The sequence below is a fragment of the Acidimangrovimonas pyrenivorans genome, assembly GCF_042643245.1.
Lineage (GTDB): Bacteria > Pseudomonadota > Alphaproteobacteria > Rhodobacterales > Rhodobacteraceae > Acidimangrovimonas > Acidimangrovimonas pyrenivorans.
The window spans coordinates 858,907-885,740 of the sequence record NZ_JBHRSK010000004.1 but is presented as its reverse complement, the minus strand read 5'-3'; the positions used below and the strand labels follow the sequence as shown (position 1 = coordinate 885,740).

Genomic DNA, 26,834 nt, shown 5'->3' with positions numbered 1-26,834 from the left:
GTGGATGAGGAGAGGGCGATGGTATTTCGGTTCATGCGACGCGGCGCGGAGCGGGCGCCCGAGCGGAAGGCGCCCGAGCGGAAGGCGTCGGCTGGGATGTCCGGGGGCGGGCCGGTGGTGGCCTGGGCCGGCTCGGGCCGGGTGAGCTGGAGCCCGCGCGACAGCGGCTCGATGATCCGGCAGGGGTTCCAGGGCAATCCGGTCGGCTTCCGGGCGGTCAAGCTGATCGCCGAGGCGGCGGCGGCGTTGCCGCTGGTCTACCAGGACCGGGAGCGGCGCTACGAGAGCCATCCCGTCATCGACCTGCTGCGGCGGCCGAACCCGGCGCAGGGGCGGGCCGAGCTGTTCGAGGCGCTCTACGGCCAGCTGTTGCTGACCGGCAGCACCTATGTCGAGGCGGTGGCGGCCGAGGGCGGCTACCTGGTCGATCCCGAGACCGCGGCGAGCATCCGCTCGGTGCTGAGCACGACGGCGTCGATCCGGGCGATCGCCAATGTGGTGACGGTCGAGGCGACCAGCTTCGACGTGCTGATCGACCATACCGATGTCGGCTCGGGCTGGGCGACCGAGGCCGGGCCGATCGCCGAGACCGACACGCCGCTGATCGAGCGCATCTCGATCCCGCTGAACGAGTTGAGCGCGATGCCGAAGGCGAGCCAGCGGCTGCTGGACGACAGCGCCTTCGATATCGAGGGCTGGCTGGCGGGGCGGATCGCCGACAAGTTCGCCCGCGCCGAGGCGATGGCTTTCATCGCCGGCGACGGGGTCGACAAGCCGACCGGCTTCCTGAGCCATCCGGCGGTCGCCGAGGACAGCTGGAGCTGGGGCAACCTGGGCTATGTCGCGACCGGGGCGGACGGCGATTTCGCCGCTACCGGGGCCTCGGACGCGATCGTCGACCTGGTCTATGCGCTGGCGGCGGAGTACCGGGCCAACGCGAGCTTCGTGATGAACTCCAAGACCGCCGGCGCGGTGCGCAAGATGAAGGATGCCGACGGCCGCTTCCTGTGGGCCGACGGGCTGGCGGCGGGCGAGCCGGCGCGGCTGATGGGTTATCCGGTGCTGATCGCCGAGGACATGCCGGATATCGCCTCGGGCAGCTACGCGCTGGCCTTCGGCGACTTCCATGCCGGCTACACCATCGCCGAGCGGCCCGACCTGCGGGTGCTGCGCGATCCGTTCTCGGCCAAGCCGCATGTGCTGTTCTACGCCACCAAGCGCGTCGGCGGCGATGTCAGCGATTTCGCCGCGATCAAGCTGCTGAAATTCGCCGTCTCGTGAGGCGGTGAACGGCCGGCCGGGTGACCGGCCGGTCCGGGCGCGCCCCGGCTATCCGGGCCGGGCTGTTGTCTCCCTCCGTCCGTGCGGCGCGGCGGGGCGCGTCCGACTTTCTGAGGGGAGTGAGTGCGGAGAGTGGCGATGATGCTGACGGAACAGACCGCGGTGCCGGCGACGGCGCTGCCGGTGGCGGAGTTCAAGGACCACCTGCGGCTGGGCACCGGTTTCGCCGATGACGCGATGCAGGACGGCCTGGCCGAGAGTTACCTGCGCGCGGCGCTGGCGGCGATCGAGGGCCGGATCGGCAAGGCGCTGCTGGCGCGGCAGTTCCTGTGGCGGCTGGCGGCCTGGCGCGACGCGGCGGATCAGGCGCTGCCAGTGGCGCCGATCTCGGCGATCCTGTCGCTGGTGCTGGTGGCGGCAGACGGAACCCGGACGACGGTGGCGGCGGATCGCTACCGGCTGATCGAGGACATGCAGCGGCCGCGGATCGCGGCGACCGGGCTGGTGCTGCCGGAGATCCCGACCGAGGGGGCGGCGGAGATCGGTTTCGAGGCCGGGTTCGGACCGGACTGGACCGACCTGCCGGCCGACCTGCGCCAGGCGGTGCTGCTGCTGGCGGCGGAATATTACGAGCAGCGCCACGACGCGGGCGGCCCACGCGCCGCGATGCCCTTCGGGGTGATGGCGCTGATCGAGCGCTGGCGCACGGTGCGGGTGCTGGGAGGCGGGGCATGAGACCGCTGCGGCTGACCCGGCGGATGGCGCTGGAGGAGTTGAGCCGGCAGCCGGACGGGGCCGGTGGCTATGGCGAGAGCTGGGCCGCGCTGGGCGTGCTCTGGGCCGAGGTGGTGGCGCGGACCGGGCGCGAGCGGGCGGTCGGGCCGGCCTCGGTGTCGGACGTGCCCTACCGGATCACGGTGCGGGCGGCGGCGCCGGGGGCGCCGTCGCGGCCGCGGCCGGATCAGCGGCTGCGCGAGGGCACACGGCTGTTCCGGATCGTGGCCGTCACGGAGCGCGACGCGGCAGGGCATTTCCTGACCTGTTTCGCCCATGAGGAGGCGGCGGCATGAGCTATGGCGTGGCGGCGGCGCTGCAGGCGGCAGTCTATCAGCATCTGGCGGGGGATGCGGCATTGGCGGCGCTGGTTGGCACCGGCGTCTATGACGCGGTGCCGCCGGGGGACAAGCCGCCGACCTATGTCGTGCTCGGCGAGGAGCAGGTGCGCGACCGCTCCGACGCGACCGGCGACGGGGCCGAGCACCGGCTGGTGGTCTCGGTCGTGTCCGAGGCGGCGGGGTTCGCGGCGGCGAAGGCGGCGGCAGCGGCGGTGTCGGACGCGCTGGTCGATGCGACGCTGACCCTGACGCGCGGCACGCTGGTCGGCATCGGTTTTCAGAAGGCGGTGGCGAAGCGGATCGAGGACGGGACAAGGCGGCAGATCGACCTGACCTTCCGGGCGCGGGTCGAGGGCTAGGTGGTGCTTAGCGCAAAGGGGTGAGCCAAGGAGGAGAGGATTGCGTCCGGCCCGAGGGTGGGCGCATCGCGCCCGCCCATGGGGGCGGGTCGGGCGCGATCCGGGGCTGACGCCCCGCAAGACAGTTGATCTGTGGCGGTACTACGGCGAGCGTCGACGGTTGCCCGACAGGTGCGTCCCCACGCAATCAACGGTGCCCAGCCCGGGCGCCAATCCTAGTTTGGAGATACGGCGATGAGTGCCCAGAACGGCAAGGATCTTCTCATCAAGCTCGACATGACCGGCGGCGGCCAGTTCGAGACCGTCGCGGGGCTGCGCGCCTCGCGGCTGAGCTTCAATGCCGAGACGGTGGATGTCACCAGCCTGGAAAGCCAGGGCGGCTGGCGCGAGCTGCTGTCGGGGGCAGGGGTGAAATCGGCCTCGATCTCGGGTTCGGGCGTGTTCAAGGACGCAACGACCGACGAGCGGGCGCGGCAGATCTCCTTCGACGGCGAGACGCCGGCCTTCCAGGTCATCATTCCCGGTTTCGGCACGGTCGAGGGGCCGTTCCAGATCACCGGCGTCGATTATGCCGGCAACCATGACGGCGAGGCGACCTACGAGCTGTCGCTGGCCTCGGCCGGGGCGCTGACCTTTACGGCGCTGTGAGGGCGGGGATGGCGAACCCGTGGGCGGGCGAGGTGGCGCTGGTGCTGGATGGCGAGCGCCGGGTCTGCAAGCTGACGCTGGGGGCGCTGGCCGAGCTGGAGGCGGCGCTGGAGGCCGACACGCTGGTCGCGTTGGTCGAACGCTTCGAGGCCGGGCGCTATCGGACGCGGGACGTGCTGGCGCTGGTCGTCGCCGGGCTGCGCGGCGGCGGCTGGGCCGGCACGGCGGAGGAGTTGCGCAGCGCCGAGATCGAGGGCGGGCCGGTGGAGGCGGCGCGGGTGGCTGCGGAACTGCTGGCCCGGGCCTTCGCGCCGGCGCCGGGGGCGCGATGAGCGGCTTCGACTGGCCCGGGCTGATGCGGGCCGGGCTGAGCCGGCGCGCGCTGGGCGGGCTGGGGCTGACGCCCGAGGCGTTCTGGCGGCTGACCCCGGGCGAACTGCGGCTGATGCTGGGGGCGGAGGCGGCGGCGCCGCTGGGCCGGGCCGGGCTCGAGGCGCTGGCGCGGGAGTTTCCGGATAGGGCCCCGGGTGGGGCGAAAGGAGGGACGGATGGCGACGGCGACTGACTACGCCGCGCAGATCGATGCGCTGGATGCGAGCCTGGCGGGCTCGTCGGACATGCTGGCGGCCTTCGATGGCGAGCTGGGGCGGCTGCGCGACAGCCTGGTCTTCACCGGCCGCGAGGTCGACAGCCTGTCGCGCGGCATCGGTTACGGGCTGCGGCGGAGCTTCGACGGGCTGGTCTTCGACGGGATGAAGCTGTCGGACGCGCTCAAGGGGGTCGGCAGGACGATCACCGACTCGGTCTACGCGATCGCGATGCGGCCGGTGCAGAACGCCGTCGGCGGCGCCATCGCCAGCGGGCTGCAGGCGGTGATGAGCGCGGCCTTGCCGTTCGAGAAGGGCGGCAGCTTCGCCCAGGGCCGGGTGATGCCCTTCGCCCGCGGCGGCATCGTCAGCAGCCCGGTGCTGTTCCCGATGCGTGGCGGGCGCGGGCTGATGGGCGAGGCCGGGCCGGAGGCGATCATGCCGCTGACCCGGGGGCCGGACGGGCGGCTGGGGGTGCAGGCGCAGGGCGGTGGCCGGCCGGTCACCGTGGTGATGAACGTCACCACGCCGGACGTGCAGGGCTTCCAACGCAGCCAGGGGCAGATCGCGGCGCAATTGGGCCGGGCGATCGCCCAGGGGCAACGCAATCGGTGAGGTGAGCATGGCTTTCGACGAGGTGCGGTTTCCGGCGAATCTGAGCTTCGGCTCGGTCGGCGGGCCGGAGCGGCGGACCGAGATCGTGACGCTGGCGAACGGCTACGAGGAGCGCAACACGCCCTGGGCGCACGCGCGGCGGCGCTACGATGCCGGGGTCGGGCTGCGCTCGCTCGACGATGTCGAGGCGCTGCTGGCCTTCTTCGAGGCGCGGCGCGGGCAGCTGAACGGGTTTCGCTGGAAGGACTGGGCCGACTACCGGTCGTGCCGGGCCTCGCAGGAGGTGGGGTTCGAGGACCAGGTGATCGGCATCGGCGATGGCGAGACCCGGGTGTTTCAGCTGCTCAAGACCTATCGCTCCGGCGGGCAGGGCTATGCGCGGCCGATCGCCAAGCCGGTGGCGGGGACGGTCCGGGCCGGGGTGCAGGGCAAGCAGCTGGTCGAGACGCTCGATTTCACCGTCGATACGACAACCGGGAACGTGACGTTTGCCAACCCGCCCGATGTCGGGACCCAGGTGACGGCGGGCTACGAGTTCGACGTGCCGGTGCGCTTCGACAGTGACCGGATCGAGGTCTCGGTGGCGAGTTTCCAGGCCGGAGACCTGCCGCATGTGCCGGTGATCGAGGTGCGGCTATGAGTGCGGCGGATCTCCATGCGCATCTTGCCAGCGGGGCGACGACGGTCTGCCGGGCCTGGGCGCTGGTGCGGCGCGACGGGACGGTGTTCGGCTTCACCGATCACGACGTCGACCTGGGCTTCGAGGGCATCGTGTTCCGGGCCGGGAGCGGGATGACGGCGAGGGCGTTGCAGCAGGGTTCGGGCCTGGCGGTCGACAACTCGGAGGCGGTGGGGGCGCTGAGCGACGCGGCACTGACCGAGGCGGATATCCTGGCTGGGCGCTTCGACGGCGCCGAGCTGCGCGTCTGGCTGGTCAACTGGGCCGATCCGGCGCAGCGGGTGCTGCAGTTCCGCGGCGCGCTGGGCGAGATGACGCGGGTGGGGGGCGCCTTCACTGCCGAGCTGCGCGGGTTGACCGAGGCGCTGAACCAGTTGCAGGGGCGGATCTATGCCCCGACCTGCTCGGCGGTGCTGGGGGATGCCTTCTGCCGCGTCGACCTGACGGCGCCGGGGTATTCCAGCGAGCGGGTGGTCGAGGAGGTCGAGGACGGGCGGGTGTTCCGTTTCGCCGATTTCACCGGCTTCGACGACCGCTGGTTCGAGCGCGGCAGGCTGACGGTGCTGAGCGGAGCGGCCGCGGGGCTGGTGCAGGTGATCAAGGACGACCGGCTGAGCGGCACCGAACGGGTGGTGGAGTTGTGGCAGGCAGTGGGCGGGGCGGTGACGCCGGGGGACAGGGTGCGGCTGGAGACGGGGTGCGACAAGCGGGCGGATACCTGCCGGTTGAAGTTCAACAACTTCAATAATTTTCGTGGCTTTCCTCAGATTCCTGGCGAGGATTGGATCACCACCTATCCATCGCGCGACGGGGTCAATGACGGCGGCAAGCTGGCATGAGCGGAACCGGGGATCGGGCGGTCGCTCTGGCAAGGGGCTGGATCGGGACGCCGTATCGGCACCAGGGCTCGGCCAAGGGCGCGGGCTGCGATTGTCTCGGGCTTCTGCGCGGGGTGTGGCTGGAGCTTTACGGGGCGGAGCCGGTGGCGGTGCCGCCCTACACGGCCGACTGGGCCGAGCCGGAGGGGCGCGAGCTGCTGCTCGAGGCGGCGGGGCGCTGGCTGGTGCGCAGCGCGGCGGCGGCGCCGGGGGACGTGCTGCTGTTCCGGATGCGGGCGGGGAGCATCGCCAAGCATCTGGGCATCGCCGGGGCGGTCGGGGCCGCACCGAGCTTCGTTCACGCCTATGGCGGGCACGGGGTGGTCGAGAGTGCTTTGACCACGCCCTGGCGGCGCCGGATCGTGGCGCGGTTTCAATTTCCGGAAGGAGGCGCCTGATGGCGACGATTGTGCTCTCGGCGGTCGGGGCGTCGATTGGGGCGGGGTTCGGCGGCACGGTGCTGGGGCTGTCGGGCGCGGTGATCGGCCGGGCCGTCGGGGCGGTGCTGGGGCAGAGCATCGACCAGCGGCTGCTCGGGCTGGGCTCGGAGCGGGTCGAGAGCGGTCGGATCGACCGCTTCCACCTGACCGGGGCCAGCGAGGGAGTGGCGGTCGGGCAGGTCTATGGCGCGGTGCGGGTCGGCGGGCAGGTGATCTGGGCGACGCGCTTTGCCGAGACCAAGACGGTCAGCGGCGGCGGCAAGGGGGCGCCGCGGCCAACCGTGACCGCGTATTCCTATTCGGTGAGCCTGGCGATCGCGCTGTGCGAGGGCGAGATATTGCGGGTCGGCCGGGTCTGGGCCGACGGGGTCGAGGTGGCGCGCGACGACCTGCCGATGCGGGTCTATACCGGCAGCGAGGAGCAATTGCCGGACCCGAAGATCGAGGCGGTCGAGGGCGCCGGCATGGCGCCGGCCTATCGCGGCATCGCCTATGTCGTCTTCGAGGACCTGGGGCTGGCGCCCTATGGCAACCGGGTGCCGCAGTTCTCGTTCGAGGTACTGCGGCCGGCGCAGGGGCCGCGGGTGGACGAGACGCCGGAGCTGATCGAGGCGGTGCAGGCGGTGGCGCTGATCCCCGGGACCGGGGAATACGCGCTGGCGACCACGCCGGTGCATTTCTCGGACGGGCCGGGGGTGAATATCTCGGCCAATATCAACTCGCCCAGCGGCAAGACGGATTTCGCGACCTCGCTGGAGATGCTGACAGCAGAGCTGCCCGCCTGCCGCTCGGTCTCGCTGGTGGTGTCGTGGTTCGGCGACGATCTGCGTTGCGGTTCCTGTTCGGTGCGGCCGCAGGTCGAGGCGGCGCGCGAGGGTGTCGGCATGGCCTGGCGCTCGGGAGGCATTACCCGGGCGGAGGCGCAGGCGGTGGCACAGGTCGATGGCCGGCCGGTCTATGGCGGGACGCCGGCGGACGCATCGGTGGTCGAGGCAATCCAGGCGCTGAAGGCGGCCGGGCAGGAGGTGATGTTCTATCCCTTCCTGCTGATGGAGCAGCTGGCGGGGAACGGGCTGGCCGATCCCTATGGCGGGGCCGAGCAGCCGGCGCTGCCGTGGCGGGGGCGGATCACGCTGGATGTGGCGCCGGGGCGGGACGGCTCGACGGACGGGACGGCGGCGGCGGAGGCGGAGGTCGCGGCGTTCTTCGGCACGGCGGCGGCGGCGGATTTCTCGGTCGTCGATGGTGTCATCAGCTACGCCGGGCCGGACGAATGGAGCTATCGCCGCTTCATCCTCCACTGCGCCCATCTGGCGGCGCTGGCGGGCGGCGTCGATGCGTTCTGCGTCGGCTCCGAGATGCGCGGTCTGACGCGGATCCGGGGGGCGAGCGGCTACCCGGCGGTGGCGGCCTTGCGGGCGCTGGCGGCGGAGGTGCGGGGCATTCTCGGGGCGGATACCCGGATCAGCTATGCGGCGGACTGGTCGGAATACGGCGCCTATCAGCATCCCGGCGGCGATCTGCTGTTCCCGCTGGATGCGCTCTGGGCCGACGACAATGTCGATTTCATCGGCATCGACAATTACATGCCGCTGTCGGACTGGCGCGACGGCAACAGCCACGCCGATGCGTCCTGGGGGGCGATCTACAACCTCGATTACCTGCGCGCCAACGTGGCGGGCGGCAAGGATTACGACTGGTATTACCAGACCGAGGCGGCGGCGGAATTGCAGCGGCGCACGCCGATCACCGACGGGGCCCATGGCGAGCCCTGGGTCTACCGGGTCAAGGACATTCGCGGCTGGTGGGAGAATACCCATCACGAGCGGATCGGCGGGGTGCGGCAGGTGGCGGCGACCGGCTGGGTGCCGCAGGCGAAGCCGATCGTCTTTACCGAGATCGGCTGCCCGGCGATCGACAAGGGGACCAACCAGCCGAACGTGTTCCTCGATCCCAAGTCGTCGGAATCGGCTCTGCCGTATTTCTCGCTCGGCACGCGGGACGACATGATCCAGCGGCAATACCTGCGGGCGCTGATCTCCTACTGGCGGGACGGGGCGAACAATCCCGTTTCGGAGGTCTATGGCGCGCCGATGGTGGATATCGCCCGGGCCCATGTCTGGGCCTGGGATGCGCGGCCGTTTCCGTTCTTCCCGAACAACAGCACCCTGTGGACCGATGGCGACAACTATGCCCATGGCCACTGGATCACCGGGCGGGCGACGGCGCAGGACCTGGCCCGCGTGGTGGCGGAGATTTGCGGCCGGTCGGGGGTGGAAAGCCTCGACCTGTCGCGACTGTTCGGGGTGGTGCGGGGCTATGCTATCGACCGGGTCGAGGAGGCGCGGGCGGCGCTGCAGCCGCTGATGCTGACCTATGGCATCGACGCGGTCGAGCGCGAGGGGGTGCTGCGCTTCCAGGGCCGGGATGGCTATGCCGATGCCGCGGTGGATGTGGGGCGGCTGGTGCTGGAGGCTGGCGCCGACAGCGCGTTGCAGACGGTCCGGGCGGCGGCCGCCGAGGTGGCCGGGCGGGTGCGGCTCAACTTCGTCGAGGCGGAGGGGGAATACCGGACCCGGGCGGCCGAGACGGTGTTCCCGGGCGATCCGGTGCAGCCGGCCTCGCAATCCGAGCTGCCGCTGGTGCTGACCCTGGCCGAAGGGCGCAAGGCGGTCGAACGCTGGCTGGCTGAATCGCGGGTGGCGCGGGATACGGCGCGGTTCGCGCTGCCGCCGTCGGAACTGGCGCTGGGGGCGGGCGACGTGGTGGCGCTGGCGGGCGAGAGCTATCGCATCGACCGGGTCGAGCAGGCCGGGGCACAGAGCATCGAGGCGGTGCGGGTCGAGCCCGGCCCCTACCAGCCCAGCGACGCGGTCGAGGAGCGCGCGGTGCCGCGCGCCTTCGTCGCGCCGGTGCCGGTCTTTCCGCAGTTCCTCGACCTGCCGCTGCTGAGGGGCGACGAGGTGCCCTATGCTCCCCATGTCGCGGCGACGGCGACGCCCTGGCCGGGCTCCGTCGCGGTCTATTCCTCGACGCAGGATGCCGGCTACGCCCTCAATACGCTGCTGCCGGCGGGGGCGGTGATCGGGCTAACGCAGACGGCGCTGCTGCGGGCGGCGCCGGGGCTGTGGGACCGGGGGCCGGCGCTGCGGGTCAAGGTCTATGGCGGCACGCTGGCCTCGGTGTCGCAGGCGGAGGTGCTGAACGGCGCCAATGCGGTGGCGATCGGGGACGGGTCTTCGGGAAACTGGGAGGTGATCCAGTTCGCCGGGGCGGTGCTGGTGGCGCCGGATACCTATGACCTGAGCTTGCGGCTGCGCGGGCAGGCGGGCAGCGATGGGCTGATGCCGGATGTCTGGCCCGAGGGCAGCCTGTTCGTGGCGCTGGACGGGGCGCCGCGGCAGATCGCGCTGGCGGCCTCGGCCCGTGGGCTGGCGCGGCATTACCGGATCGGGCCGGCGGGGCGGGCCTATGACGATCCGAGCTATGTCCATCTGGTCGAGGCGTTCGAGGGGATCGGGCTCAGGCCCTATGCGCCCTGTCACCTGGCGGCGGATGTGGCGGCGGACGGGGCGCTGGCGGTGAGCTGGATCAGGCGGACGCGGATCGACGGCGACAGCTGGCAATCGGTCGAGGTGCCGCTGGGCGAGGCGCGCGAGGCCTATCTGGTGCGGGTGGTCTCTGGCGGCGGGGTGGTGCGCGAGGAGGAGGTCTCGGCGCCGGCCTGGAGCTACCCGGCGGCGGCGCAGGCGGCGGACGGGGTGGTGGCGCCCTACGAGATCCGGGTGGCGCAGGTCTCGGACAGCTTCGGGCCCGGGCTGTTCGCCGCGCTTGCCGTCGCCTGATGCGGCAGGTCCTGCCGGGCGACCTGGTAGCGGCGGCGCTGGTGCTGCGGGCGCTGCCCGAGGCCGAGCGCGACGGGGCGTTGCGGCGGCTCTTGGAAGAGGCGGACCTGGCCGACCGCTACCGCAAGCGGCTGGGGCGACCGCATCCGGACTACGGCAATGGCAGCCTGATGGCGGCGGCCCTGCGCCACCGCCCGGGCGGCGAGCCGTTCCTGAGCGATCCGGCCTATCTGGACGCGCTGGGCCGGGTGATCGCGGCGCTCAGGGCGCGGCGGGCGCGCCACGACAACGATCACAAAATGTGCAGTGGGGGTCTTTATTCGTGAACCAGGGGGCCTAGTTGGGTTAGGATTGCGGGCGAACGGAGGAAGCGCATGGCCAAGACCCGAGTGAATGTCGCCACTGTCGATCCGGTCTGGACCCGGATCTGCGACGAGGCGCGCGACGCCCTTGCCGAGGAGCCGCTGCTGGGCGGGATGCTGCATTACAACCTGCTGCATCACGCGACGATGGAGCGGGCGCTGGCCTATCGCTTCTCGCTCAAGCTGGCCTCGGGCGAGATGAGCGAGCAGATCCTGCGCGAGATCGCCGACGAGGCCTATGCCGCCGACCCCGAGCTGGGGCGCCGGGCCCGGGCCGATATCGTCGCGGTCTACGACCGTGACCCGGCCTGCCACCGCTTCCTGCAGCCGATCCTCTATTTCAAGGGCTACCAGGCGATCCAGGCCTATCGCGTGGGCCATTGGTTGTGGACGCAGGGCCGGCGCGACATGGCCTTCTTCATCCAGATGCGCGTCTCGGAGGCTTTCGGGATCGACATCCACCCGGCGGCGCGGATCGGGCAGGGGATCATGATCGACCACGCCCACGCCATCGTCATCGGCGAGACGGCGGTGGTCGGCGATAACGTCTCGATGCTGCATTCGGTGACGCTGGGCGGCACCGGCAAGGAGGATGGCGACCGCCACCCCAAGATCGGCGACGGCGTGCTGATCGGCGCCGGGGCCAAGGTGCTGGGCAATATCCATATCGGCGAGAATTCCCGCATCGCCGCCGGCTCGGTGGTGCTGCACGACGTGCCGTGCTGCAAGACCGTGGCCGGGGTGCCGGCGCGGGTGGTCGGCGATGCCGGCTGCGACCAGCCCTCGGTCAAGATGGACCAGATCCTCGATCCGGATTGCTGCGCCGGCGAGTGAGCCGCGCAGGGCGGAATTCGGGCGGCGCGCGGGAAACCGGGCGCCGTTTTTTGTTTGTGCGACTGAGGTGAACGGTCGCCCGGCGGGAACCGCCGGGCACGCGCCTGCCCGCCCCGCGGCGGGCGCGCACCCGCATTCCGATACTCAAGCGGCCGAATGAGAAACGCCCGGGCTGGATTGGCCCGGGCGCTTCTGGTCGTCTCGGTCGGGCCCTCAGGCCAGCATCAGGAGCGGGTTCTCGAGGTTCTCGACCACGGCTTTGAGGAAGGCGGCGCCGAGGGCGCCGTCGATCACCCGGTGGTCGACCGAAAGCGTCATCGACATCATCGTCGCGACCTCGATCTCGCCGGCATCGTTGACCACCGGTTTCCTGATCCCGGCGCCGACGGCGAGGATCGAGCCGTGCGGCGGGTTGATGACGGCGTCGAAATTCTCGATGCCGAACATGCCCAGGTTCGAGATCGCGAAGCTGCCCCCCTGGTATTCATGCGGGGCGAGCTTCTTGGTCTTGGCCCGCGTCGCCAGGTCCTTCATCTCGGCCGAGAGCGCCGAGAGCGACTTCTGGTCGGCATCGCGCAGCACCGGGGTGAAGAGGCCGCCATCGACCGCCACCGCCACCGCCACGTCGGACGGCTTGAGCTTGAGGATGCGGTCGCCGGCCCAGACGGCATTGGCGTCGGGCACCGCCTGCAGCGCCAGGGCGCAGGCCTTGATGATGAAGTCGTTGACCGAGAGCTTGATCCCGCGATCGGCCAGCTTGGCGTTGAGCTCGGCGCGGAATTTCATCAGTGCGTCGAGCTTGACCTCACGCCGCAGGTAGAAATGCGGGATGGTCTGCTTGGCCTCGGTCAGGCGCGCGGCGATGGTCTTGCGCATGCCGTCGAGCTTGACCTCCTCGAAGGCGCGGTCGGCATACATCTTGAGCACGGTCTCGGTCGCCGGGCCGGTGGGCAGGGCCGCCGGGGCTGCCGCAGCGGCGGGAGCGGCCGCGGGCGCCGCGGCCGGGGCGGCGGCTTTCGGGGCGGCGGTCGCGGCCTCGACATCGGCCTTGACGATCCGGCCATGCGGGCCGGAGCCCGAGATCGCCGTCAGGTCGAGCCCCTTGTCGGCGGCGATGCGGCGCGCCAGCGGCGAGGCGAAGATGCGCTGGCCGCCGGCGGTGGCCTGGGCGGCCGGGGCCGCGGCCGGGACAGGAGCCGCCGCCGGGGCAGGGGCTGCGGGCGCGGCGGCCGCCGGAGCCGTCGCGGGAGCCGGTGCGGGGGCGGCAGCGGCCGGGGCGGCCGCGATGTCGTCGGCGCTTTCGCCGTCGTCGAGCAGCACGGCGATCGGGGTGTTGACCTTGACCCCCTCGGTGCCCTCGGCGATCAGGATCTTGCCGACGGTGCCTTCGTCGACCGCCTCGAACTCCATCGTCGCCTTGTCGGTCTCGATCTCGGCGAGGATGTCACCCGACGACACCGTGTCGCCTTCCTTCACCAGCCATTTCGCCAGCGTGCCTTCCTCCATCGTCGGGGACAGGGCGGGCATCAGGATTTCAGTGGGCATGTCCGGGCCTCCTCAGCGATAGGTCACTTGATGCACCGCCGCGACCACCTCGTCGGTGGTGATAAGGGCGAGCTTCTCGAGATTGGCGGCATAGGGCATCGGCACGTCCTTGCCGGTGCAGTTCAGCACCGGTGCGTCGAGGTAGTCGAAGGCCTTCTGCATGATCGTCGCGGCGAGGTGGTTGCCGATCGAGCCGACCGGCCAGCCCTCCTCGACCGTGACGCAGCGGTTGGTCTTCATCACCGAGGCGATCACCGTGTCATAGTCGATCGGGCGCAGCGTCCGCAGGTCGATGACCTCGGCCGAGATGCCGTCGGCGGCCAGCCTGTCGGCCGCCTCCAGCGCGTATTGCATGCCGATGCCGAAGCTGACGAGGGTGACGTCCGTGCCCTCGCGCCAGATCCGGGCCTTGCCGAAGGGGACGGTGAAATCGTCCAGCACCGGCACGTCGAAGCTGCGGCCGTAGAGGATTTCGTTTTCCAGGAACACCACCGGGTTGGGATCGCGGATCGCGGTCTTGAGCAGGCCCTTGGCGTCCGAGGCCGAGTAGGGCATCACCACCTTGAGGCCCGGAACATGGGCGTACCACGAGGCGTAGTCCTGGCTGTGCTGGGCGGCGACGCGGGCGGCGGCGCCGTTGGGGCCGCGGAACACCATCGGGGCGCCCATCTGGCCGCCGGACATGTAGAGCGTCTTGGCCGCCGAGTTGATGATCTGGTCCATCGCCTGCATGGCGAAGTTGAAGGTCATGAACTCGACGATCGGGCGCAGACCCCCGAAGGCGGCGCCGACGGCGAGGCCGGTGAAGCCGTGCTCGGTGATCGGGGTGTCGATGACGCGCTTGGACCCGAATTCGTCGAGCAGGCCCTGGCTGATCTTGTAGGCGCCCTGGTATTCGGCGACCTCTTCGCCCATCAGGTAGACGGTTTCGTCGCGGCGCATCTCCTCGGCCATCGCCTCGCGCAGCGCCTCGCGGACCGTCAGCTGCTTGATCTCGGTGCCCTCGGGCCAGTCGGGCGAGGCGTTCGATTGCGGCGCGGCCGGGGCCGGGCTGGCCGGGACAGGAGCCGGGGCTGCAGCCGGGGCAGGGGGCTCGGCTGCGGCGGGGGCAGAGGCAGGGGCTGTGGCAGCGGCGGGCGCGGCCGAGACGGCGATGTCGTCGGCGCTCTCGCCCTCCTCGATCAGCACGGCGATCGGGGTGTTGACCTTCACGCCCTCGGTTCCCTCGGCGATCAGGATCTTGCCCAGCACGCCCTCGTCGACGGCCTCGAATTCCATCGTCGCCTTGTCGGTCTCGATCTCGGCCAGGATGTCGCCGGCCGAAACCGTGTCGCCTTCCTTCTTCAGCCACTTGGCCAGGGTGCCTTCCTCCATCGTCGGCGAAAGCGCGGGCATAAGTACTTCGGTTGCCATGTCTCTCACTCCCCTCAGGCGTCGGCGTAGATGTCGGTCCAGAGCTCGGCAACGTCCGGCTCGGGGCTTTCCTTGGCGAAATCGGCGGCCTCGTTGACGATGGCCTTGATCTCCTTGTCGATCGCCTTGAGCTCGTCCTCGGTGGCGTGCTTGCCCTGCAGCAGCAGCTCGCGCACATGCTCGATGGCGTCCTTCTCCTCGCGGATCTTCTGGACCTCCTCGCGGGTGCGGTACTTGGCCGGGTCGGACATCGAGTGGCCGCGATAGCGATAGGTCATCATCTCGAGGATATACGGCCCCTTGCCGGCGCGGCAGTGGGCCACGGCCTTCTCGCCGGCCGCCTTGACGGCAAGCACGTCCATGCCGTCGACCGCCTCGCCCTCGATGCCGAAGCTCTTGCCGCGTTCCCAGAAGTCGGGCGACTTGGTGGCGCGTTTCACCGCGGTGCCCATGGCGTATTGGTTGTTCTCGATGACGAAGACGACCGGCAGGTCCCACAGCTCGGCCATGTTGTAGGCCTCGTGGACCTGGCCCTGGTTGGCGGCGCCGTCGCCGAAATAGGTGAAGGTGACGCGGTCGTTGCCGAGATACTTGTCGGCGAAGGCGAGGCCGGCGCCGATCGGCACCTGGGCGCCGACGATGCCGTGGCCGCCGTAGAAATGCTTCTCTTTCGAGAACATGTGCATCGAGCCGCCCTTGCCCTTGGAATAGCCGCCCGCGCGCCCGGTCAGTTCGGCCATCACCCCCTTGGGATCCATGCCGGAGGCCAGCATGTGGCCGTGGTCGCGATAGGAGGTGACGCGCTTGTCGCCCTCTTCCGAGGCCGCTTCGAGGCCGACGACGACCGCTTCCTGGCCGATATAGAGGTGGCAGAAGCCGCCGATCAGCCCCATGCCGTAAAGCTGGCCCGCCTTTTCCTCGAATCGACGGATGAGCAGCATCTGGCGGTAGTAGTGAACCAGATCTTCCTTGGATGTATTTGGTTTGGCAGGGGATTTCCTTGCGGCCATGGCAGCATCCTCCGGTCGCGTTACTGAATAGTTCAATATTAAACTACCCTATACCTCATGCCTGCGGCGAGGGCGAGGGCAAAGTGTCGGGAACCCGTTTCGGCGCCAGAGTGACAGCCGGAACGGGGACTGAAAAGGGGGCAATGCCGGATTGTGAGGCGGCGAGAGGAACGGTGCCGGGCGCTCTTCGGCCCGGCCGGCCCGCGGTGCCCGCCGAGGGCGGGACCGTCGCGGCGCGCCCCCTAGCGGATCACGACCTCGTCGGCGCGCAGCTGGCCCAGCACCTTGCGGGCCTGTTCGTCGAGCAGGTCGAGGTCGAGATAGTCGCTGGACAGCCGGTGGGTCTTGTTCTTCAGCACCGCCAGCTCGGCGGCGAGCTGATCGCGTTCGCTGCGCAGGTTATGGGCCTCGGCCTCGATCCGCACCCGGCGGAAGACGCCGTAATCGCCCTGCACCGCGGCAAAGGTGAAATAGCTCGCCAGCACGAAGGCCACGGCGAAGAAGATCACCCCGCCGATCGCGGGTCTTTTCAGGGTGCCGGTCATGCGGGGCCGCCCATGCTCGTCTGCCTCGTTGCGTCCGCCTCTGACGGGCGGTGACGCCACGATAATTGCACGGCCGGGTTGCTTTGTGAATCCCACAGGCGCAGTTTTTTGCCCGAAGGGCCCGAGAAGGGGGCCGAAATCCAGGAGGCCGCCATGCTCCCCGCCCGTTCCCAGCTCTCCGATCACGAGGTGATGAACCAGCCGCCCGGCCGCGGCGATGCCGATCTCTGGGCCTCGGACCCGGCGCTGTCGGGAATGGCGGTGGCGATGGGCGGCGATGCCGGGCTGCTGGCGGCGCGCGGCGCGGCGCTGGGAACCGCCGCGATGCGGGCGGCGGGGCGCGAGGCGATGCGGGTGCTGCCCGAGCTGCGGCTGTTCGATGCCGGCGGAAGGCGGCTGGACGAGGTGATCTTCCATCCCGCCTATCACCGGATGATGGCCGAGGGGCTGGGCGCCGGCTATGCCGCCTTGCCCTGGGAAGGGGCGCCGGGCGGCCATGTCAGCCACGCCGCTCTGGTCTACCTGCACAACCAGGTCGAGCCGGGCTCGTGCTGCCCGATGACGATGACCTATGCCGCCGTGCCGGCGCTGGCGGCGAGCGAGGCGCTGGCGGCCGAGTGGCGGCCGAAGCTGATGGCGCGCGATTACGATCCGGCGGTGGCGCCGCTGGCGCAGAAGCGCGGCGCGACGCTGGGCATGGCGATGACCGAGAAGCAGGGCGGCTCGGACGTGCGTGCCAACGCCACCCGGGCGGTGCCGGAGGGCGGGGCCTATCGCCTCTACGGCCACAAGTGGTTCTGCTCGGCGCCGATGTCGGACGGCTTCCTGACCCTGGCCCAGGCGCCCGAGGGTCTGACCTGCTTCCTGGTGCCGCGCTGGCTCGAAGGCGCGCGCAACGCGATCGCGCTGCAGCGGCTCAAGGACAAGCTCGGCAACCGCGCCAATGCCTCTTCCGAGATCGAGTATCACGGCGCGCTGGCCTATCGGTTGGGCGACGAGGGGCAGGGGGTGCGGACGATCATCGAGATGGTGCATCACACCCGGCTCGACACCGCCGTCGCCCCGGCCGGGCTGATGCGGGCGGCGCTGGCCGAAGCGCATCACTGGGTCGCCCATCGCTCGGCCTTCCAGCGCCGGCTGATCGACCAGCCGCTGATGCAGGCGGTGCTGGCCGACCTGGCGCTGGACTGGGAGGCGGCGACGGCGCTGGCGCTGCGCGTCGCCCAGGCCTTCGACGGCAGCGCGCCGGAAGACCGCGCCTTCGCCCGGCTGGCGGTCGCGCTGGCCAAGTTCCTGTCGAACAAGATCTGCCCGCCGCTGGTCGCCGAGGCGATGGAGGTGATGGGCGGCATGGGCTACGTCGAGGACACCGCGATGCCCTGGCTCTACCGCGAGGCGCCGCTGAACGGGATCTGGGAGGGCTCGGGCAACGTCATCTGCCTCGACATCCTGCGCACCGTGGCGCGCGAGCCGGCGGCGGCGGAGGCGGTGATGGCCGAGCTGCTGGCCGCCAAGGGCGCCGACCGGCGCTACGACGCGGCGCTGAAGGCCCATCTCGGGCGCTGGCCCGGCCTGCCGCCCGAGCCCGAGGCGCGCTGGTTCGCCGAGAGCCTGGCGACGCTGCTGGCCGCCTCGGTGCTGCTGCGCCACGCGCCGGGCGCCGTCTCCGACGGCTATTGCGCCGGAAGGCTGGCGCGCGAGGGCGGCCGGGTGGCGGGCAGCGTCAAGGGGCTGGATACCGCGGCGCTGGTGGCGCGGATCGGCGGCTGAGGCTTCCGGGGGGCTCTCCGGGCGGTTCAGTGTTCGGTGAAGTAGAGCTCGGCATAGCCGCTGCGGGGATCGGTCTCGCGCCGGAAGCGCAGCCCCGAGACGAGGCCGAGGATGACCTCGGCGGTGGTGCGGATCTCGCAACCGTCAAGCAGGTGGCCGCCGGTCATCCGCCCGGTGGCATCGGAGACGGCGAGGTGGAGATGGGGGCCGTCGGCGCTGAAGGTGCCCGAGAGCGCGACGATTTCCAGCGGCCCGTCGATCCGGGTCGCCCCGTCCTGCCCCGCCATCCGCAGCTCGGCCCGGGTCAGGCTGCCGACACAGGCGGCGACGAAGCCGGCGGCCTCGGGTTCGCCCGCGACCGCCGCCTGCAGCGCCCGGCGCAGGTCGTCGCCGGGCAGCAGCCGCAGGCCGAGGAAGCGGGTCGCGCTTCCCGGCCAGGCGGCCTTCAGGGCGTCGCTCAAGCCTTGCCCTTGTAGATGTCGATCAGCTTGCCCAGCATCGCCAGCGCGTCCTCGCGGCTGCGCTGGAAGCTGTTGCGGCCGATGATCGAGCCGTTGCCGCCGCCGTCGCGGATGGCGCGGGCGTCGTCATAGACCGAATCGGCGCCCTTCTTGGCCCCGCCCGAGAAGACCACGATGCGGCGGCCGGCGAAGGCAGCGTCCATGCAGTGACGCACCCGCGCCGCCTGGGTGGCGATGTCGATCCGCTGTTCCTCGTAGACCTTCTTGGCGGCCGGCAGCTCGAGGTGATCGGTCGACAGCTTGATCTTGATGACATGGGCGCCGAGCAGGGCGGCGATCTGGGCGGCATAGGCGGCGATGTCGATCGCGGTCTCGCCGTCCTTGGAGATCGCCTCGCCGCGCGGGTAGGACCAGATCACGGTGGCGACGCCCTTGGCGGCGGCCTCCTCGCGCATGGCGCTGATCTCCTCGAACATGTCCAGCGCCATGTCCGAGCCCGGGTAGATGGTGAAGCCGATGGCGGCGCAGCCCAGCCGCAGCGCGTCGTCGACGCTGGCGGTGATGGCCTGGTTCTTGCCGGCGGTGTCGGACATCAGCGAGTTGGCGCTGTTGACCTTGAGGATGGTCGGGATCTGGCCGGCATAGGTGTCGGCGCCGGCCTCGATCATGCCCAGCGGCGCGGCATAGGCGTTCAGCCCGGCGTCGATCGCCAGCTGGTAGTGGTAACGGGGGTCGTAGCCGGCCGGGTTGGGGGCGAAGCTACGGGCCGGACCGTGCTCGAAGCCCTGGTCGACGGGCAGGATGATCATCTTGCCGGTGCCGCCCAGCTTGCCGTTCATCAGCATGCGGCACAGGTTGGCCTTCACGCCGGGGGTTTCCCCTTCGTAATTGGCAAGAATCTTCTGAACTGTCCGGGTGGCTTTCATCGCTTGGTCCTTTCAAATCGTGGGCCTGGCAAAGCGTCTAGAAGGCCGGGGCGAAAGGCGCAATGGCGTTGGCGCTAACAGCGGGCGAAATCGCGCCCGCCTGTGGTGCGCGGGTGCAACTCAGGGATGATGGCCGTCGGCGACCGGATGGCCGGCCCGGCGCCAGTCGCCGAAGCCGCCGCTCAGGCTGGCGCAGCGCAGCCCCATCCGTTGCGCCACCTGCGCCGCCAGCAGCGAGCGCCAGCCCGAGGCGCAGTAGAAGACGAACAGCTTGTCCTCGGCCAGGTAGGGCTTGTGATAGGGGCTTTCGGGGTCGATCCAGAATTCCAGCATGCCGCGCGGTGCGCTGTGGGCGCCCGGGATCATGCCGTCGCGCTCGAGCTCGCGCGGGTCGCGGATGTCGACGAAGACGACCTCCGGGGCGTCGTGCAGCGCCCGCGCCTCCGCGGTGCCGACCGAGCGCACCTCGGCCGCCGCCTCGTCGAGCATCTGCTTGTAGCCGATTGCCATTCGTCTCGTCCTTTCAGGCCGATTTGAGCAAGGGCGCCGCGATTGCCGGCCCGCTCATTTCATCTTCACGAAAATATCCCGGGGGGTCCGGGGGGCTGGCCCCCCGGCCTTGTCCTCAGCCTTCCAGCGCCGCGACGCCGGGCAGTTCCTTGCCTTCCATCCATTCCAGGAAGGCGCCGCCGGCGGTCGAGATGTAGGAGAAATCGCCCGCCACGCCGGCCTTGTTCAGTGCCGCGACGGTGTCGCCGCCGCCGGCGACCGAGATCAGGTTGCCGGCCCGGGTCAGCTCGGCCGCCTTCTGCGCCGCGGCGTTGGTGGCGGCGTCGAAGGGCTCGATCTCGAAGGCGCCCAGCGGGCCGTTCCAGATCAGCGTCCGGCAGGTCTCGAACACCCCGCCGAGGGCGGCGACGGTCTCGGGCCCGGCGTCGAGGATCATCGCGTCGGCCGGGCAGGCCTCGGCGGCGACGGTCTCGTTGGCGGCCCCGGCCTTGAACTCGCGGGCGACGACGATGTCCTTGGGCAGGTGGATGCTGCAGCCGGCCTCTGCCGCCTTGGCGAGGATCTCGCGCGCGGTGTCGGCCATGTCGCGCTCGGCCAGCGACTTGCCGACCTCGACCCCCTGCGCGACGAGGAAGGTGTTGGCCATGCCGCCGCCGATCACCAGGTGGTTGACCTTGGTGACGAGGTTGCCCAGCAGGTCGAGCTTGGTCGAGACCTTGGCGCCGCCGACGACGGCGACCACCGGGCGCTCGGGCTCGCCCAGGGCGGCGTCGAGCGCCTTCAGCTCCGCCGCCATCAGCCGGCCGGCGCAGGCGGGCAGCAGATGGGCGAGGCCGGTGGTCGAGGCATGGGCACGGTGGGCGGCCGAGAAGGCGTCGTTGACGAAGACGTCGCCGAGCGCGGCCATCGCGGCGGCCAGCATCGGGTCGTTCTTCTCCTCGCCCGGGTGGAAGCGGGTGTTTTCCAGCAGCAGCACCTCGCCGGGCTCGAGCGCGCCGACCGCCTGCTTGGCCGGGCCGCCGATGCAGTCCTCGGCGAATTTCACCGCGTGGCCGGGCAGGGCGGCCTCGAGCGCGGGCAGGGTGATGCGCAGGCTCATCTCGGGCACGACCTCGCCCTTGGGGCGGCCGAAATGGGCCAGCAGCACCGGCTTGCCGCCCTTGGCCAGGATGTCCTCGACGGTCGGCACGATCTTCTCGATCCGGGTCGCGTCGGTGACACGGCCGTTCTCGACCGGCACGTTGATGTCGACCCGCACCAGCACAACCTTGCCGTCCAGATCCATGTCGTCGAGTGTCTTCCAGGCCATCCGTCCCTCCTGTTTCGCGCCCGCTCCGGGCTTGTCCCTACTCTCGCCAACGCGCGGCCCGCGTCAACCGGCCATCCGCTTGCCCCTTCCCCTTCCGCGCCGGGATGACTAGGGTCTGGCCGGAACAATCGAGGAGCCCAGCATGGCTGAGATCAAGGATCCGGAAAACACCATCATCATCGAGCTCAAGGACGGGCCCGTGGTGATCGAACTTCTCACCGACATAGCGCCGCAGCATTGCGAGCGGATGAAGGTTCTGGCGCGCTCGGGCGCCTATGACAATGTGGTGTTTCACCGCGTTATCGACGGTTTCATGGCCCAGACCGGCGATGTCGCCAACGGCAATGCCGAGAAGGATTTCAACATGGGCCGCGCCGGCACCGGCGGCTCGGACCTGCCCGACCTGCCGGCCGAGTTCTCGCGCATCCCGCATGACCGCGGCACGCTGGGCGCTGCCCGCTCGGCCAACCCGAACTCGGCCAACAGCCAGTTCTTCATCAATTTCAACGACAACCACTTCCTGAACGGGCAATACACCGTCTATGGCCGGGTGATCTCGGGGATGGAATTCGTCGACAAGATCGTGCGTGGCGAGCCGCCGGCAAATCCCGACCGGATGCTGAGCGTCAAGGTGGCCGCCGATGCGTGATCGTCTGATCTCGGGCGGGCTGATGGCGCTCGGCGCCGCGGTGCTGGGCGGCTTCGTGCTGATGCAGAGCGGCATCGCCAGCCGCGCCGCGACCGCCGAGGACGGCCCGGGCCCGAACCTGGTGATCCAGGTCGACGGCCAGGCCAAGGGCAAGATCGTCATCGACCTGCTGCCCGAGGTCGCGCCCAAGACCGTCGCCCAGGTGGTCAAGCTGGCCAAGGAAGGCGCCTATGACGGGGTTGTGTTCCACCGTGTCATCGCCGGCTTCATGGCCCAGACCGGCGACGTCCAATACGGCAAGAAAGGCGGCGATCTGTCGCGCGCGGGGATGGGCGGGTCCGACCTGCCCGACCTGCCGGCGGAATTCTCCAAGCAGCCCTTCGAGCGCGGCACCGTCGGCATGGCAAGGGCGATGGACCCGAACAGCGGCAACAGCCAGTTCTTCATCATGTTCGCCCCGGCGCCGCATCTGAACGGCCAATATACCGTCTTCGGCCATGTGATCGAGGGCATGGACGTGGTCGATGCCATCAAGAAGGGCGACGCCGCCAGCAACGGCAAGGTGGACGATCCCGACTGGATGGCCAAGGTCACGGTCACCGAGTAAGCCAGGCTACCGGGCGCCCCGCCAAGTCGATCGCGGACAGGGGCGCCCGTTTCGTTTCGGCCGCGGCGCGGGCCGCTTCGGCCGGCCAATCCCGTGGAGAAACAGATGAAGACCGAATTCGACAGCGAGCTCGAACAGCGCCTGGTGCGCTACGCCGCCATCGACAGCCAGAGCGACGAGACCTCGCCGACCTCGCCCAGCACCGAGATCCAGCTCGACATGCAGCGGCTGCTGGTCGAGGAGCTGGAGGCGATGGGCGCCGAGGAGGTCACGCTGACCGACTATGGCGTCGTGCTGGCGACGGTGCCGGCGACGGTCGAGGGGGCGCCGACGATCGGCCTGCTCGGCCATGTCGACACCGCCCCGGCCTATAACGCGACCGGGGTCAAGCCGCGGGTCCATCGCGGCTATAACGGCGGCGAGATCAGCTATCCCGACGCGCCCGAGCTGGTGCTGTCGCCCGAGGTCTCGCCCTATCTGGGCCAGAAGCTCGGCCACGACATCATCACCGCCAGCGGCACGACGCTGTTGGGCGCCGACGACAAGGCCGGGGTGGCGATCGTCATGACCGCGGCGCGCCACCTGCTGCAGAACCCCGACATCCCGCATGGCAAGCTGCGCCTCGCCTTCACCCCGGACGAGGAGATCGGCCGTGGCGTCGACGAGCGCCTGCCGAAGGACCTCGCCGCCGATTTCGCCTATACCTTCGACGGCCAGGAGCTGGGCGAGATCGTCTACGAGAGCTTCTCGGCCGATCAGGGCATCGTCAAGATCACCGGCGTCTCGATCCATCCCGGCACCGCCAAGGACAAGCTGGTCAACGCGCTGCACCTGGCGGCCAAGGTGATCAACACCCTGCCGCATGTCACGCTGACGCCCGAGGTGACGGAGGGCCGCGACGGTTTCCTCCACCTCTACGACATGCACGGCACCGCGGCCGAGGCCGAGCTCAAGTTCATCCTGCGCGATTTCGAACGCGACGGGCTGGCGGCCAAGGGCGCGCTGCTGAAACAGGTCTGCGAGGTGGTGCAGGCGACCGAGCCGCGGGCCAAGGTGCGCTGCGAGATCCGGCCGCAATACCGCAACATGCGCTACTGGCTCGAGGAGGACATGACGCCGGTCGACCTCGCCCGCGCCGCCTGCGCGGCCGAGGGGATCGAGGTGACCTCCTTCCCGATCCGCGGCGGCACCGACGGCTCGCGCCTGACCGAGCTCGGCGTGCCGACGCCCAACATCTTCACCGGCATGTGCGCGATCCACGGCCCGCTGGAATGGATCAGCGTGCAGGACATGGCGGCGGCGACGAAGGTCTGCCTCAAGCTGGTGCAACTGGCGGCGGAGAAGTAGGGGCGCTGGCCCAGGTCAACCGTCCCGCCCGGCGTCTACGCCGGGCACGCGTCCGCCCGCCCCACAGGCGGGCGCGTTCCGCTCCCCCCTCGGGCGGCCGCGCGCCCTTGGGGCAGGAGCTTTGCCCCAAGAGCAAGGGGCTGGTTTGTTCCTGATCCTCGCTCAAACTTCCGCGTCGTTTCATAAGAGGCAGCGCCGCCCGCTCCGCGGCGTTGATCGCGCTGTTGGTGTTCATTTCGCCGTCTTCACGGCGGGGAATGCAGCCATGGAAGATTTCAAAGTAGTCGGCATGTCCGACCGCGCGTAGCCCAAGCCCCCCGTCGGCGAGAATGTCGACCGCCTCCATGACGCGGTTGCGCAGGCGCCGGTCGAGCAGGCGATCTGAAATCTGTTCCGTCATTCCGACAAGCGACATCAAGGTGGTGTTGGCCTGCAATAGCCCGTGATGCCTTGTTTCGAATTTGGTCGGGAGCATGAAAGAGGGCGCCTGCCTCGGGAATGCTCGTTCCCAAAAACAAAACCGGCGGCATCTCTGCCGCCGGTCTCTTTCCTTGCTCCGAGGCTGGCCTCAGTTGCCGCCGAGGTTCGGCGCTCCGACGCCGCCGCCGCTGCCGCCAAGCGGCGGCACGCCCAGCTTCGGCACGCCAAGCCCGCCGCCGCCGAGGCCCGGCATCGTCGGCATCTCGATCTTGACGTCCTTCAGGTCGATCGGTTTGCCCTTGTAATGGGTCACCATGTAGGGGAAGCCGATGACCAGCGCGACCATGATGATCTGGATGAAGACGAACGGCACCGCCCCCCAGTAGATCTGGCTGGTCTTGACCGGCGCCATCTGCTTGCCCGTCACCCGGTCGACATAGGGGATCTTCGGCGCCACCGATCGCAGGTAGAACAGCGCGAAGCCGAAGGGCGGGTGCATGAAGCTGGTCTGCATGTTCACGCCCAGGATGACGCCGAACCAGATCAGGTCGATCCCCAGCTTCTCGGCCGCGGGGGCCAGCAGCGGGATGATGATGAAGGCCAGTTCGAAGAAATCGAGGAAGAAGGCGAGCACGAAGACCAGGATCGAGACCACGATCAGGAAGCCGAGCTGGCCGCCGGGCAGCGAGGTCAGCAGATGCTCGACCCAGAGGTGGCCGTTGACGCCGTAGAAGGTGAGCGAGAAGACCCGCGCGCCGACCAGGATGAACATCACGAACGAGGCCAGCCGGGTCGTCGAGGCCAGCGCCTGGCGGATCACCGTCAGGTTCAGCCGGCCCTTCATCGCCGCCAGCGCCAGCGAGCCCACCGCGCCCATCGCGCCGCCTTCGGTCGGCGTCGCGACGCCGAGGAAGATGGTGCCGAGGACGAGGAAGATCAGCGCCAGCGGCGGGATCAGCACCATGATCACCTGTTGCGTCAGGTAGGACATGATGTTGAGCTTCAGGGCCCGGTTGAGCAGCGCGACGACGTAGATCGCGATGATCGCCAGTGCCGCGCCGAGGATGTCGGCATTGTCGCCATGGGTCGGGTACATCCAGTGGATCAGGAACCAGGCCAGGCCGACGGTGGCGGCGATGGCGACGAAGAGCGACGTCACCCCCGAGCCCAGCGTCCGCGCCTCTTTCGGCAGCGCCGGCACCCAGTCGGGCTTGAGGATCGAGACGATCATGACGTAGCTGAGATAGATGCCCGACAGCACCAGGCCCGGGATCAGCGCGCCCTTGTACATGTCGCCGACCGAACGGCCGAGCTGGTCGGCCAGGACGATGAGAACGAGCGAGGGCGGGATGATCTGGGCCAGGGTGCCCGAGGCCGCGATGACGCCGGTGGCGACGCGCCGGTCATAGCCGTAGCGCAGCATGATCGGCAGCGAGATCAGGCCCATGGCGATCACCGAGGCGGCGACGACGCCGGTGGTGGCGGCCAGCAGCGCGCCGACGACGATCACGGCATAGGCGAGGCCGCCGCGCACCGGGCCGAACAGCTGGCCGATGGTGTCGAGCAGGTCCTCCGCCATGCCGGAGCGTTCCAGCACGATCCCCATGAAGGTGAAGAATGGGATCGCCAGCAATGTCTCGTTCTGCATGATCCCCCAGAATCTCTCTGGAAGGGCGTAGAGCAGGGGCCAGGACAGGCTGATGGTGCCGTTCGACAGCGGCGCCAGCTCGACGCCGATGATGAAGAACAGCAGGCCGTTGGCGGCCAGCGAGAAGGCAACGGGATAGCCGAGCAGCAGAAAGCCGACCAGCGACAGGAACATGATCGGCGCCATGTTCTGCGCGATGAGTTCCATCATTTATCGGTCTCCTCGAGATCGTCGAGATAGGCGGCGCCTTCCATCTCGGCCGCGTCATGCGACGAGACGAACGGTGTCGGATCCTCGATCAGGCCGCGCATCACGGCCACTTTCTTGATGATCTCGGAGAAGCCCTGGAACACGAGCAGCAGGAAGCCGATCAGCAGGAAGGACTTGGCCGGCCACAGGATCAGCCCGCCGGCATTGGTCGAGATTTCAGGCTGGCAATTCGGAGGGATCATCGCCCCCAGGGGCAGGCACATCGACTTGCCAAGCCACGGGACGAGAAAGACGCTCATCAGGATGACGAAGGGCATCAGGAACAGCAGATGGCCGATCAGGTCGATCCAGTGCTGGGTGCGCCGCTTGAGCGCGCCGTAGACGATGTCGATCCGGATATGCTCGTTCTGCTGCAGGGTATAGGCGGCCGCGCCCATGAAGGCGGCGCCGTAGAGATACCATTGTAGTTCCAGCCAGGCATTCGACGACATGTCCAGCGTCTTGCGGACGATGGCGTTGACCGCGCTGACCCAGATGGCCAGAAAGATCAGCCAGCCGACGAATTTGCCGATTGCCTCGGTTATGCGGTCGATCACTCTCGATACCGCAAGAAGTCCTCCCATGAGTCTTCCCCCTCGTTGTTGTCGGGGCCGCCCGCCGTTGTGGCGGTTTCGGCCGCGCTACCTATGTCGAAGTTCCCCATAGGCGTCAACCGCCGGAAAATACGGGGGCGCGGGGCATCGGCATAGGTCACGGCAGCGTGCGCTTCGACGCGGGAGGCTGCTGCATTTTCGGGCAGATGCCCGTCTGCGGCGTCTGGC

29 protein-coding genes are annotated in these 26,834 nt (G+C 69.6%); 18 read left to right on the top strand and 11 right to left on the bottom strand.

The genetic code is table 11. The features are described 5' to 3' along the window. The first annotated feature begins 18 nt into the window (after positions 1 to 18). The 14 genes from ACFOES_RS07130 to cysE all read left to right on the top strand — a co-directional run bounded on the left by ACFOES_RS07130 (position 19) and on the right by cysE (position 11,643). The gene (locus ACFOES_RS07130) at positions 19 to 1,281 is read left to right on the top strand and encodes a phage major capsid protein (protein WP_377832511.1); all 1,263 of its coding nucleotides are present in this window, start codon (positions 19 to 21) and stop codon (positions 1,279 to 1,281) included. 138 nt (positions 1,282 to 1,419) lie between these two features. Beyond that, positions 1,420 to 2,016 (top strand): head-tail connector protein, encoded by a 597-nt coding sequence (locus ACFOES_RS07125; protein WP_377832510.1) that lies wholly within the window; start codon positions 1,420 to 1,422, stop codon positions 2,014 to 2,016. Next, complete coding sequence (locus tag ACFOES_RS07120) at positions 2,013 to 2,351, top strand: head-tail adaptor protein (RefSeq protein WP_377832509.1); 339 nt, start codon at positions 2,013 to 2,015, stop codon at positions 2,349 to 2,351. Before ACFOES_RS07125 ends, ACFOES_RS07120 begins: the two co-directional genes overlap by 4 nt. Continuing rightward, positions 2,348 to 2,755: a DUF3168 domain-containing protein gene (locus ACFOES_RS07115; protein ID WP_377832508.1), complete on the top strand. Its 408-nt coding sequence runs from the start codon at positions 2,348 to 2,350 to the stop codon at positions 2,753 to 2,755. The genes ACFOES_RS07120 and ACFOES_RS07115 overlap by 4 nt, the downstream gene beginning before the upstream one ends. A gap of 234 nt (positions 2,756 to 2,989) precedes the next feature. Next, positions 2,990 to 3,403 (top strand): phage major tail protein, TP901-1 family, encoded by a 414-nt coding sequence (locus ACFOES_RS07110; RefSeq protein WP_377832507.1) that lies wholly within the window; start codon positions 2,990 to 2,992, stop codon positions 3,401 to 3,403. A gap of 8 nt (positions 3,404 to 3,411) precedes the next feature. Further along, entirely contained in the window at positions 3,412 to 3,735 is a 324-nt protein-coding gene (locus ACFOES_RS07105; RefSeq protein WP_377832506.1) for a gene transfer agent family protein, read from the top strand. Beyond that, entirely contained in the window at positions 3,732 to 3,968 is a 237-nt protein-coding gene (locus tag ACFOES_RS07100) for a rcc01693 family protein (protein WP_377832504.1), read from the top strand. Before ACFOES_RS07105 ends, ACFOES_RS07100 begins: the two co-directional genes overlap by 4 nt. Next, complete coding sequence (locus tag ACFOES_RS07095; RefSeq protein ID WP_377832503.1) at positions 3,952 to 4,605, top strand: phage tail tape measure protein; 654 nt, start codon at positions 3,952 to 3,954, stop codon at positions 4,603 to 4,605. The genes ACFOES_RS07100 and ACFOES_RS07095 overlap by 17 nt, the downstream gene beginning before the upstream one ends. A gap of 7 nt (positions 4,606 to 4,612) precedes the next feature. Beyond that, the gene (locus ACFOES_RS07090; RefSeq protein ID WP_377832501.1) at positions 4,613 to 5,245 is read left to right on the top strand and encodes a phage distal tail protein, Rcc01695 family; all 633 of its coding nucleotides are present in this window, start codon (positions 4,613 to 4,615) and stop codon (positions 5,243 to 5,245) included. Beyond that, positions 5,242 to 6,123: a DUF2163 domain-containing protein gene (locus ACFOES_RS07085; protein ID WP_377832500.1), complete on the top strand. Its 882-nt coding sequence runs from the start codon at positions 5,242 to 5,244 to the stop codon at positions 6,121 to 6,123. Before ACFOES_RS07090 ends, ACFOES_RS07085 begins: the two co-directional genes overlap by 4 nt. Beyond that, positions 6,120 to 6,560 carry an NlpC/P60 family protein gene (locus ACFOES_RS07080; protein ID WP_377832499.1) on the top strand — a complete coding sequence of 147 codons (441 nt, stop codon included), beginning with the start codon at positions 6,120 to 6,122 and terminating at the stop codon, positions 6,558 to 6,560. Before ACFOES_RS07085 ends, ACFOES_RS07080 begins: the two co-directional genes overlap by 4 nt. Then, positions 6,560 to 10,447, top strand: a complete 3,888-nt coding sequence (locus tag ACFOES_RS07075; protein ID WP_377832498.1) for a baseplate multidomain protein megatron — start codon at positions 6,560 to 6,562, stop codon at positions 10,445 to 10,447. Before ACFOES_RS07080 ends, ACFOES_RS07075 begins: the two co-directional genes overlap by 1 nt. After that, positions 10,447 to 10,773: a DUF7742 family protein gene (locus ACFOES_RS07070; RefSeq protein ID WP_377832497.1), complete on the top strand. Its 327-nt coding sequence runs from the start codon at positions 10,447 to 10,449 to the stop codon at positions 10,771 to 10,773. The genes ACFOES_RS07075 and ACFOES_RS07070 overlap by 1 nt, the downstream gene beginning before the upstream one ends. Positions 10,774 to 10,821: 48 nt before the next feature. Next, the gene (cysE, locus tag ACFOES_RS07065) at positions 10,822 to 11,643 is read left to right on the top strand and encodes a serine O-acetyltransferase (protein ID WP_377832496.1); all 822 of its coding nucleotides are present in this window, start codon (positions 10,822 to 10,824) and stop codon (positions 11,641 to 11,643) included. 213 nt (positions 11,644 to 11,856) lie between these two features. On the opposite strand, the gene ACFOES_RS07060 is transcribed toward cysE, so the two are convergent. The 4 genes from ACFOES_RS07060 to ACFOES_RS07045 all read right to left on the bottom strand — a co-directional run bounded on the left by ACFOES_RS07060 (position 11,857) and on the right by ACFOES_RS07045 (position 16,156). Beyond that, positions 11,857 to 13,188, bottom strand: coding sequence for a pyruvate dehydrogenase complex dihydrolipoamide acetyltransferase (locus ACFOES_RS07060; RefSeq protein WP_377832495.1), 1,332 nt, complete (start codon positions 13,186 to 13,188; stop codon positions 11,857 to 11,859). 12 nt (positions 13,189 to 13,200) lie between these two features. Beyond that, positions 13,201 to 14,601: a pyruvate dehydrogenase complex E1 component subunit beta gene (locus ACFOES_RS07055; RefSeq protein WP_377832494.1), complete on the bottom strand. Its 1,401-nt coding sequence runs from the start codon at positions 14,599 to 14,601 to the stop codon at positions 13,201 to 13,203. Between the two features lie 14 nt (positions 14,602 to 14,615). Continuing rightward, on the bottom strand, positions 14,616 to 15,611 hold the full coding sequence (pdhA, locus tag ACFOES_RS07050) for a pyruvate dehydrogenase (acetyl-transferring) E1 component subunit alpha (RefSeq protein WP_377832493.1): 996 nt from the start codon (positions 15,609 to 15,611) through the stop codon (positions 14,616 to 14,618). A gap of 242 nt (positions 15,612 to 15,853) precedes the next feature. Next, the gene (locus tag ACFOES_RS07045) at positions 15,854 to 16,156 is read right to left on the bottom strand and encodes an FtsB family cell division protein (protein ID WP_377832492.1); all 303 of its coding nucleotides are present in this window, start codon (positions 16,154 to 16,156) and stop codon (positions 15,854 to 15,856) included. Between the two features lie 153 nt (positions 16,157 to 16,309). On the opposite strand from ACFOES_RS07045, the gene ACFOES_RS07040 reads away from it, so the two are divergent. Then, entirely contained in the window at positions 16,310 to 17,926 is a 1,617-nt protein-coding gene (locus ACFOES_RS07040) for an acyl-CoA dehydrogenase family protein (protein ID WP_377832491.1), read from the top strand. 26 nt (positions 17,927 to 17,952) lie between these two features. Here the strand turns inward: ACFOES_RS07040 and ACFOES_RS07035 are convergent, their stop codons facing one another. The 4 genes from ACFOES_RS07035 to ACFOES_RS07020 form a co-directional block, all read right to left on the bottom strand. Next, entirely contained in the window at positions 17,953 to 18,387 is a 435-nt protein-coding gene (locus tag ACFOES_RS07035; protein WP_377832490.1) for a PPC domain-containing DNA-binding protein, read from the bottom strand. Then, the gene (locus ACFOES_RS07030) at positions 18,384 to 19,313 is read right to left on the bottom strand and encodes a class I fructose-bisphosphate aldolase (RefSeq protein ID WP_377832489.1); all 930 of its coding nucleotides are present in this window, start codon (positions 19,311 to 19,313) and stop codon (positions 18,384 to 18,386) included. Before ACFOES_RS07030 ends, ACFOES_RS07035 begins: the two co-directional genes overlap by 4 nt. 120 nt (positions 19,314 to 19,433) lie before the next feature. Then, entirely contained in the window at positions 19,434 to 19,823 is a 390-nt protein-coding gene (locus ACFOES_RS07025) for a rhodanese-like domain-containing protein (RefSeq protein WP_377832488.1), read from the bottom strand. Between the two features lie 115 nt (positions 19,824 to 19,938). Next, complete coding sequence (locus ACFOES_RS07020) at positions 19,939 to 21,132, bottom strand: phosphoglycerate kinase (RefSeq protein WP_377832487.1); 1,194 nt, start codon at positions 21,130 to 21,132, stop codon at positions 19,939 to 19,941. Positions 21,133 to 21,274: 142 nt separating this feature from the next. On the opposite strand from ACFOES_RS07020, the gene ACFOES_RS07015 reads away from it, so the two are divergent. The 3 genes from ACFOES_RS07015 (at position 21,275) to pepT (ending at position 23,735) form a co-directional block, all read left to right on the top strand. Beyond that, positions 21,275 to 21,781 carry a peptidylprolyl isomerase gene (locus ACFOES_RS07015; protein ID WP_377832486.1) on the top strand — a complete coding sequence of 169 codons (507 nt, stop codon included), beginning with the start codon at positions 21,275 to 21,277 and terminating at the stop codon, positions 21,779 to 21,781. Beyond that, on the top strand, positions 21,774 to 22,388 hold the full coding sequence (locus tag ACFOES_RS07010; RefSeq protein WP_377832485.1) for a peptidylprolyl isomerase: 615 nt from the start codon (positions 21,774 to 21,776) through the stop codon (positions 22,386 to 22,388). The genes ACFOES_RS07015 and ACFOES_RS07010 overlap by 8 nt, the downstream gene beginning before the upstream one ends. 105 nt (positions 22,389 to 22,493) lie before the next feature. After that, on the top strand, positions 22,494 to 23,735 hold the full coding sequence (gene pepT / locus ACFOES_RS07005; RefSeq protein WP_377832484.1) for a peptidase T: 1,242 nt from the start codon (positions 22,494 to 22,496) through the stop codon (positions 23,733 to 23,735). Here pepT and ACFOES_RS07000 read toward each other — a convergent pair. From ACFOES_RS07000 to ACFOES_RS06990, 3 genes are all read right to left on the bottom strand, one after another. Continuing rightward, positions 23,704 to 24,135 (bottom strand): hypothetical protein, encoded by a 432-nt coding sequence (locus ACFOES_RS07000; protein WP_377832483.1) that lies wholly within the window; start codon positions 24,133 to 24,135, stop codon positions 23,704 to 23,706. The two genes, pepT and ACFOES_RS07000, sit on opposite strands and share 32 nt — an antisense overlap. Before the next feature lie 168 nt (positions 24,136 to 24,303). Next, positions 24,304 to 26,013, bottom strand: a complete 1,710-nt coding sequence (locus ACFOES_RS06995) for a TRAP transporter large permease (protein ID WP_377832482.1) — start codon at positions 26,011 to 26,013, stop codon at positions 24,304 to 24,306. Beyond that, on the bottom strand, positions 26,010 to 26,636 hold the full coding sequence (locus ACFOES_RS06990) for a TRAP transporter small permease subunit (RefSeq protein WP_377832481.1): 627 nt from the start codon (positions 26,634 to 26,636) through the stop codon (positions 26,010 to 26,012). Before ACFOES_RS06990 ends, ACFOES_RS06995 begins: the two co-directional genes overlap by 4 nt. Between the last annotated feature and the right edge of the window lie 198 nt (positions 26,637 to 26,834).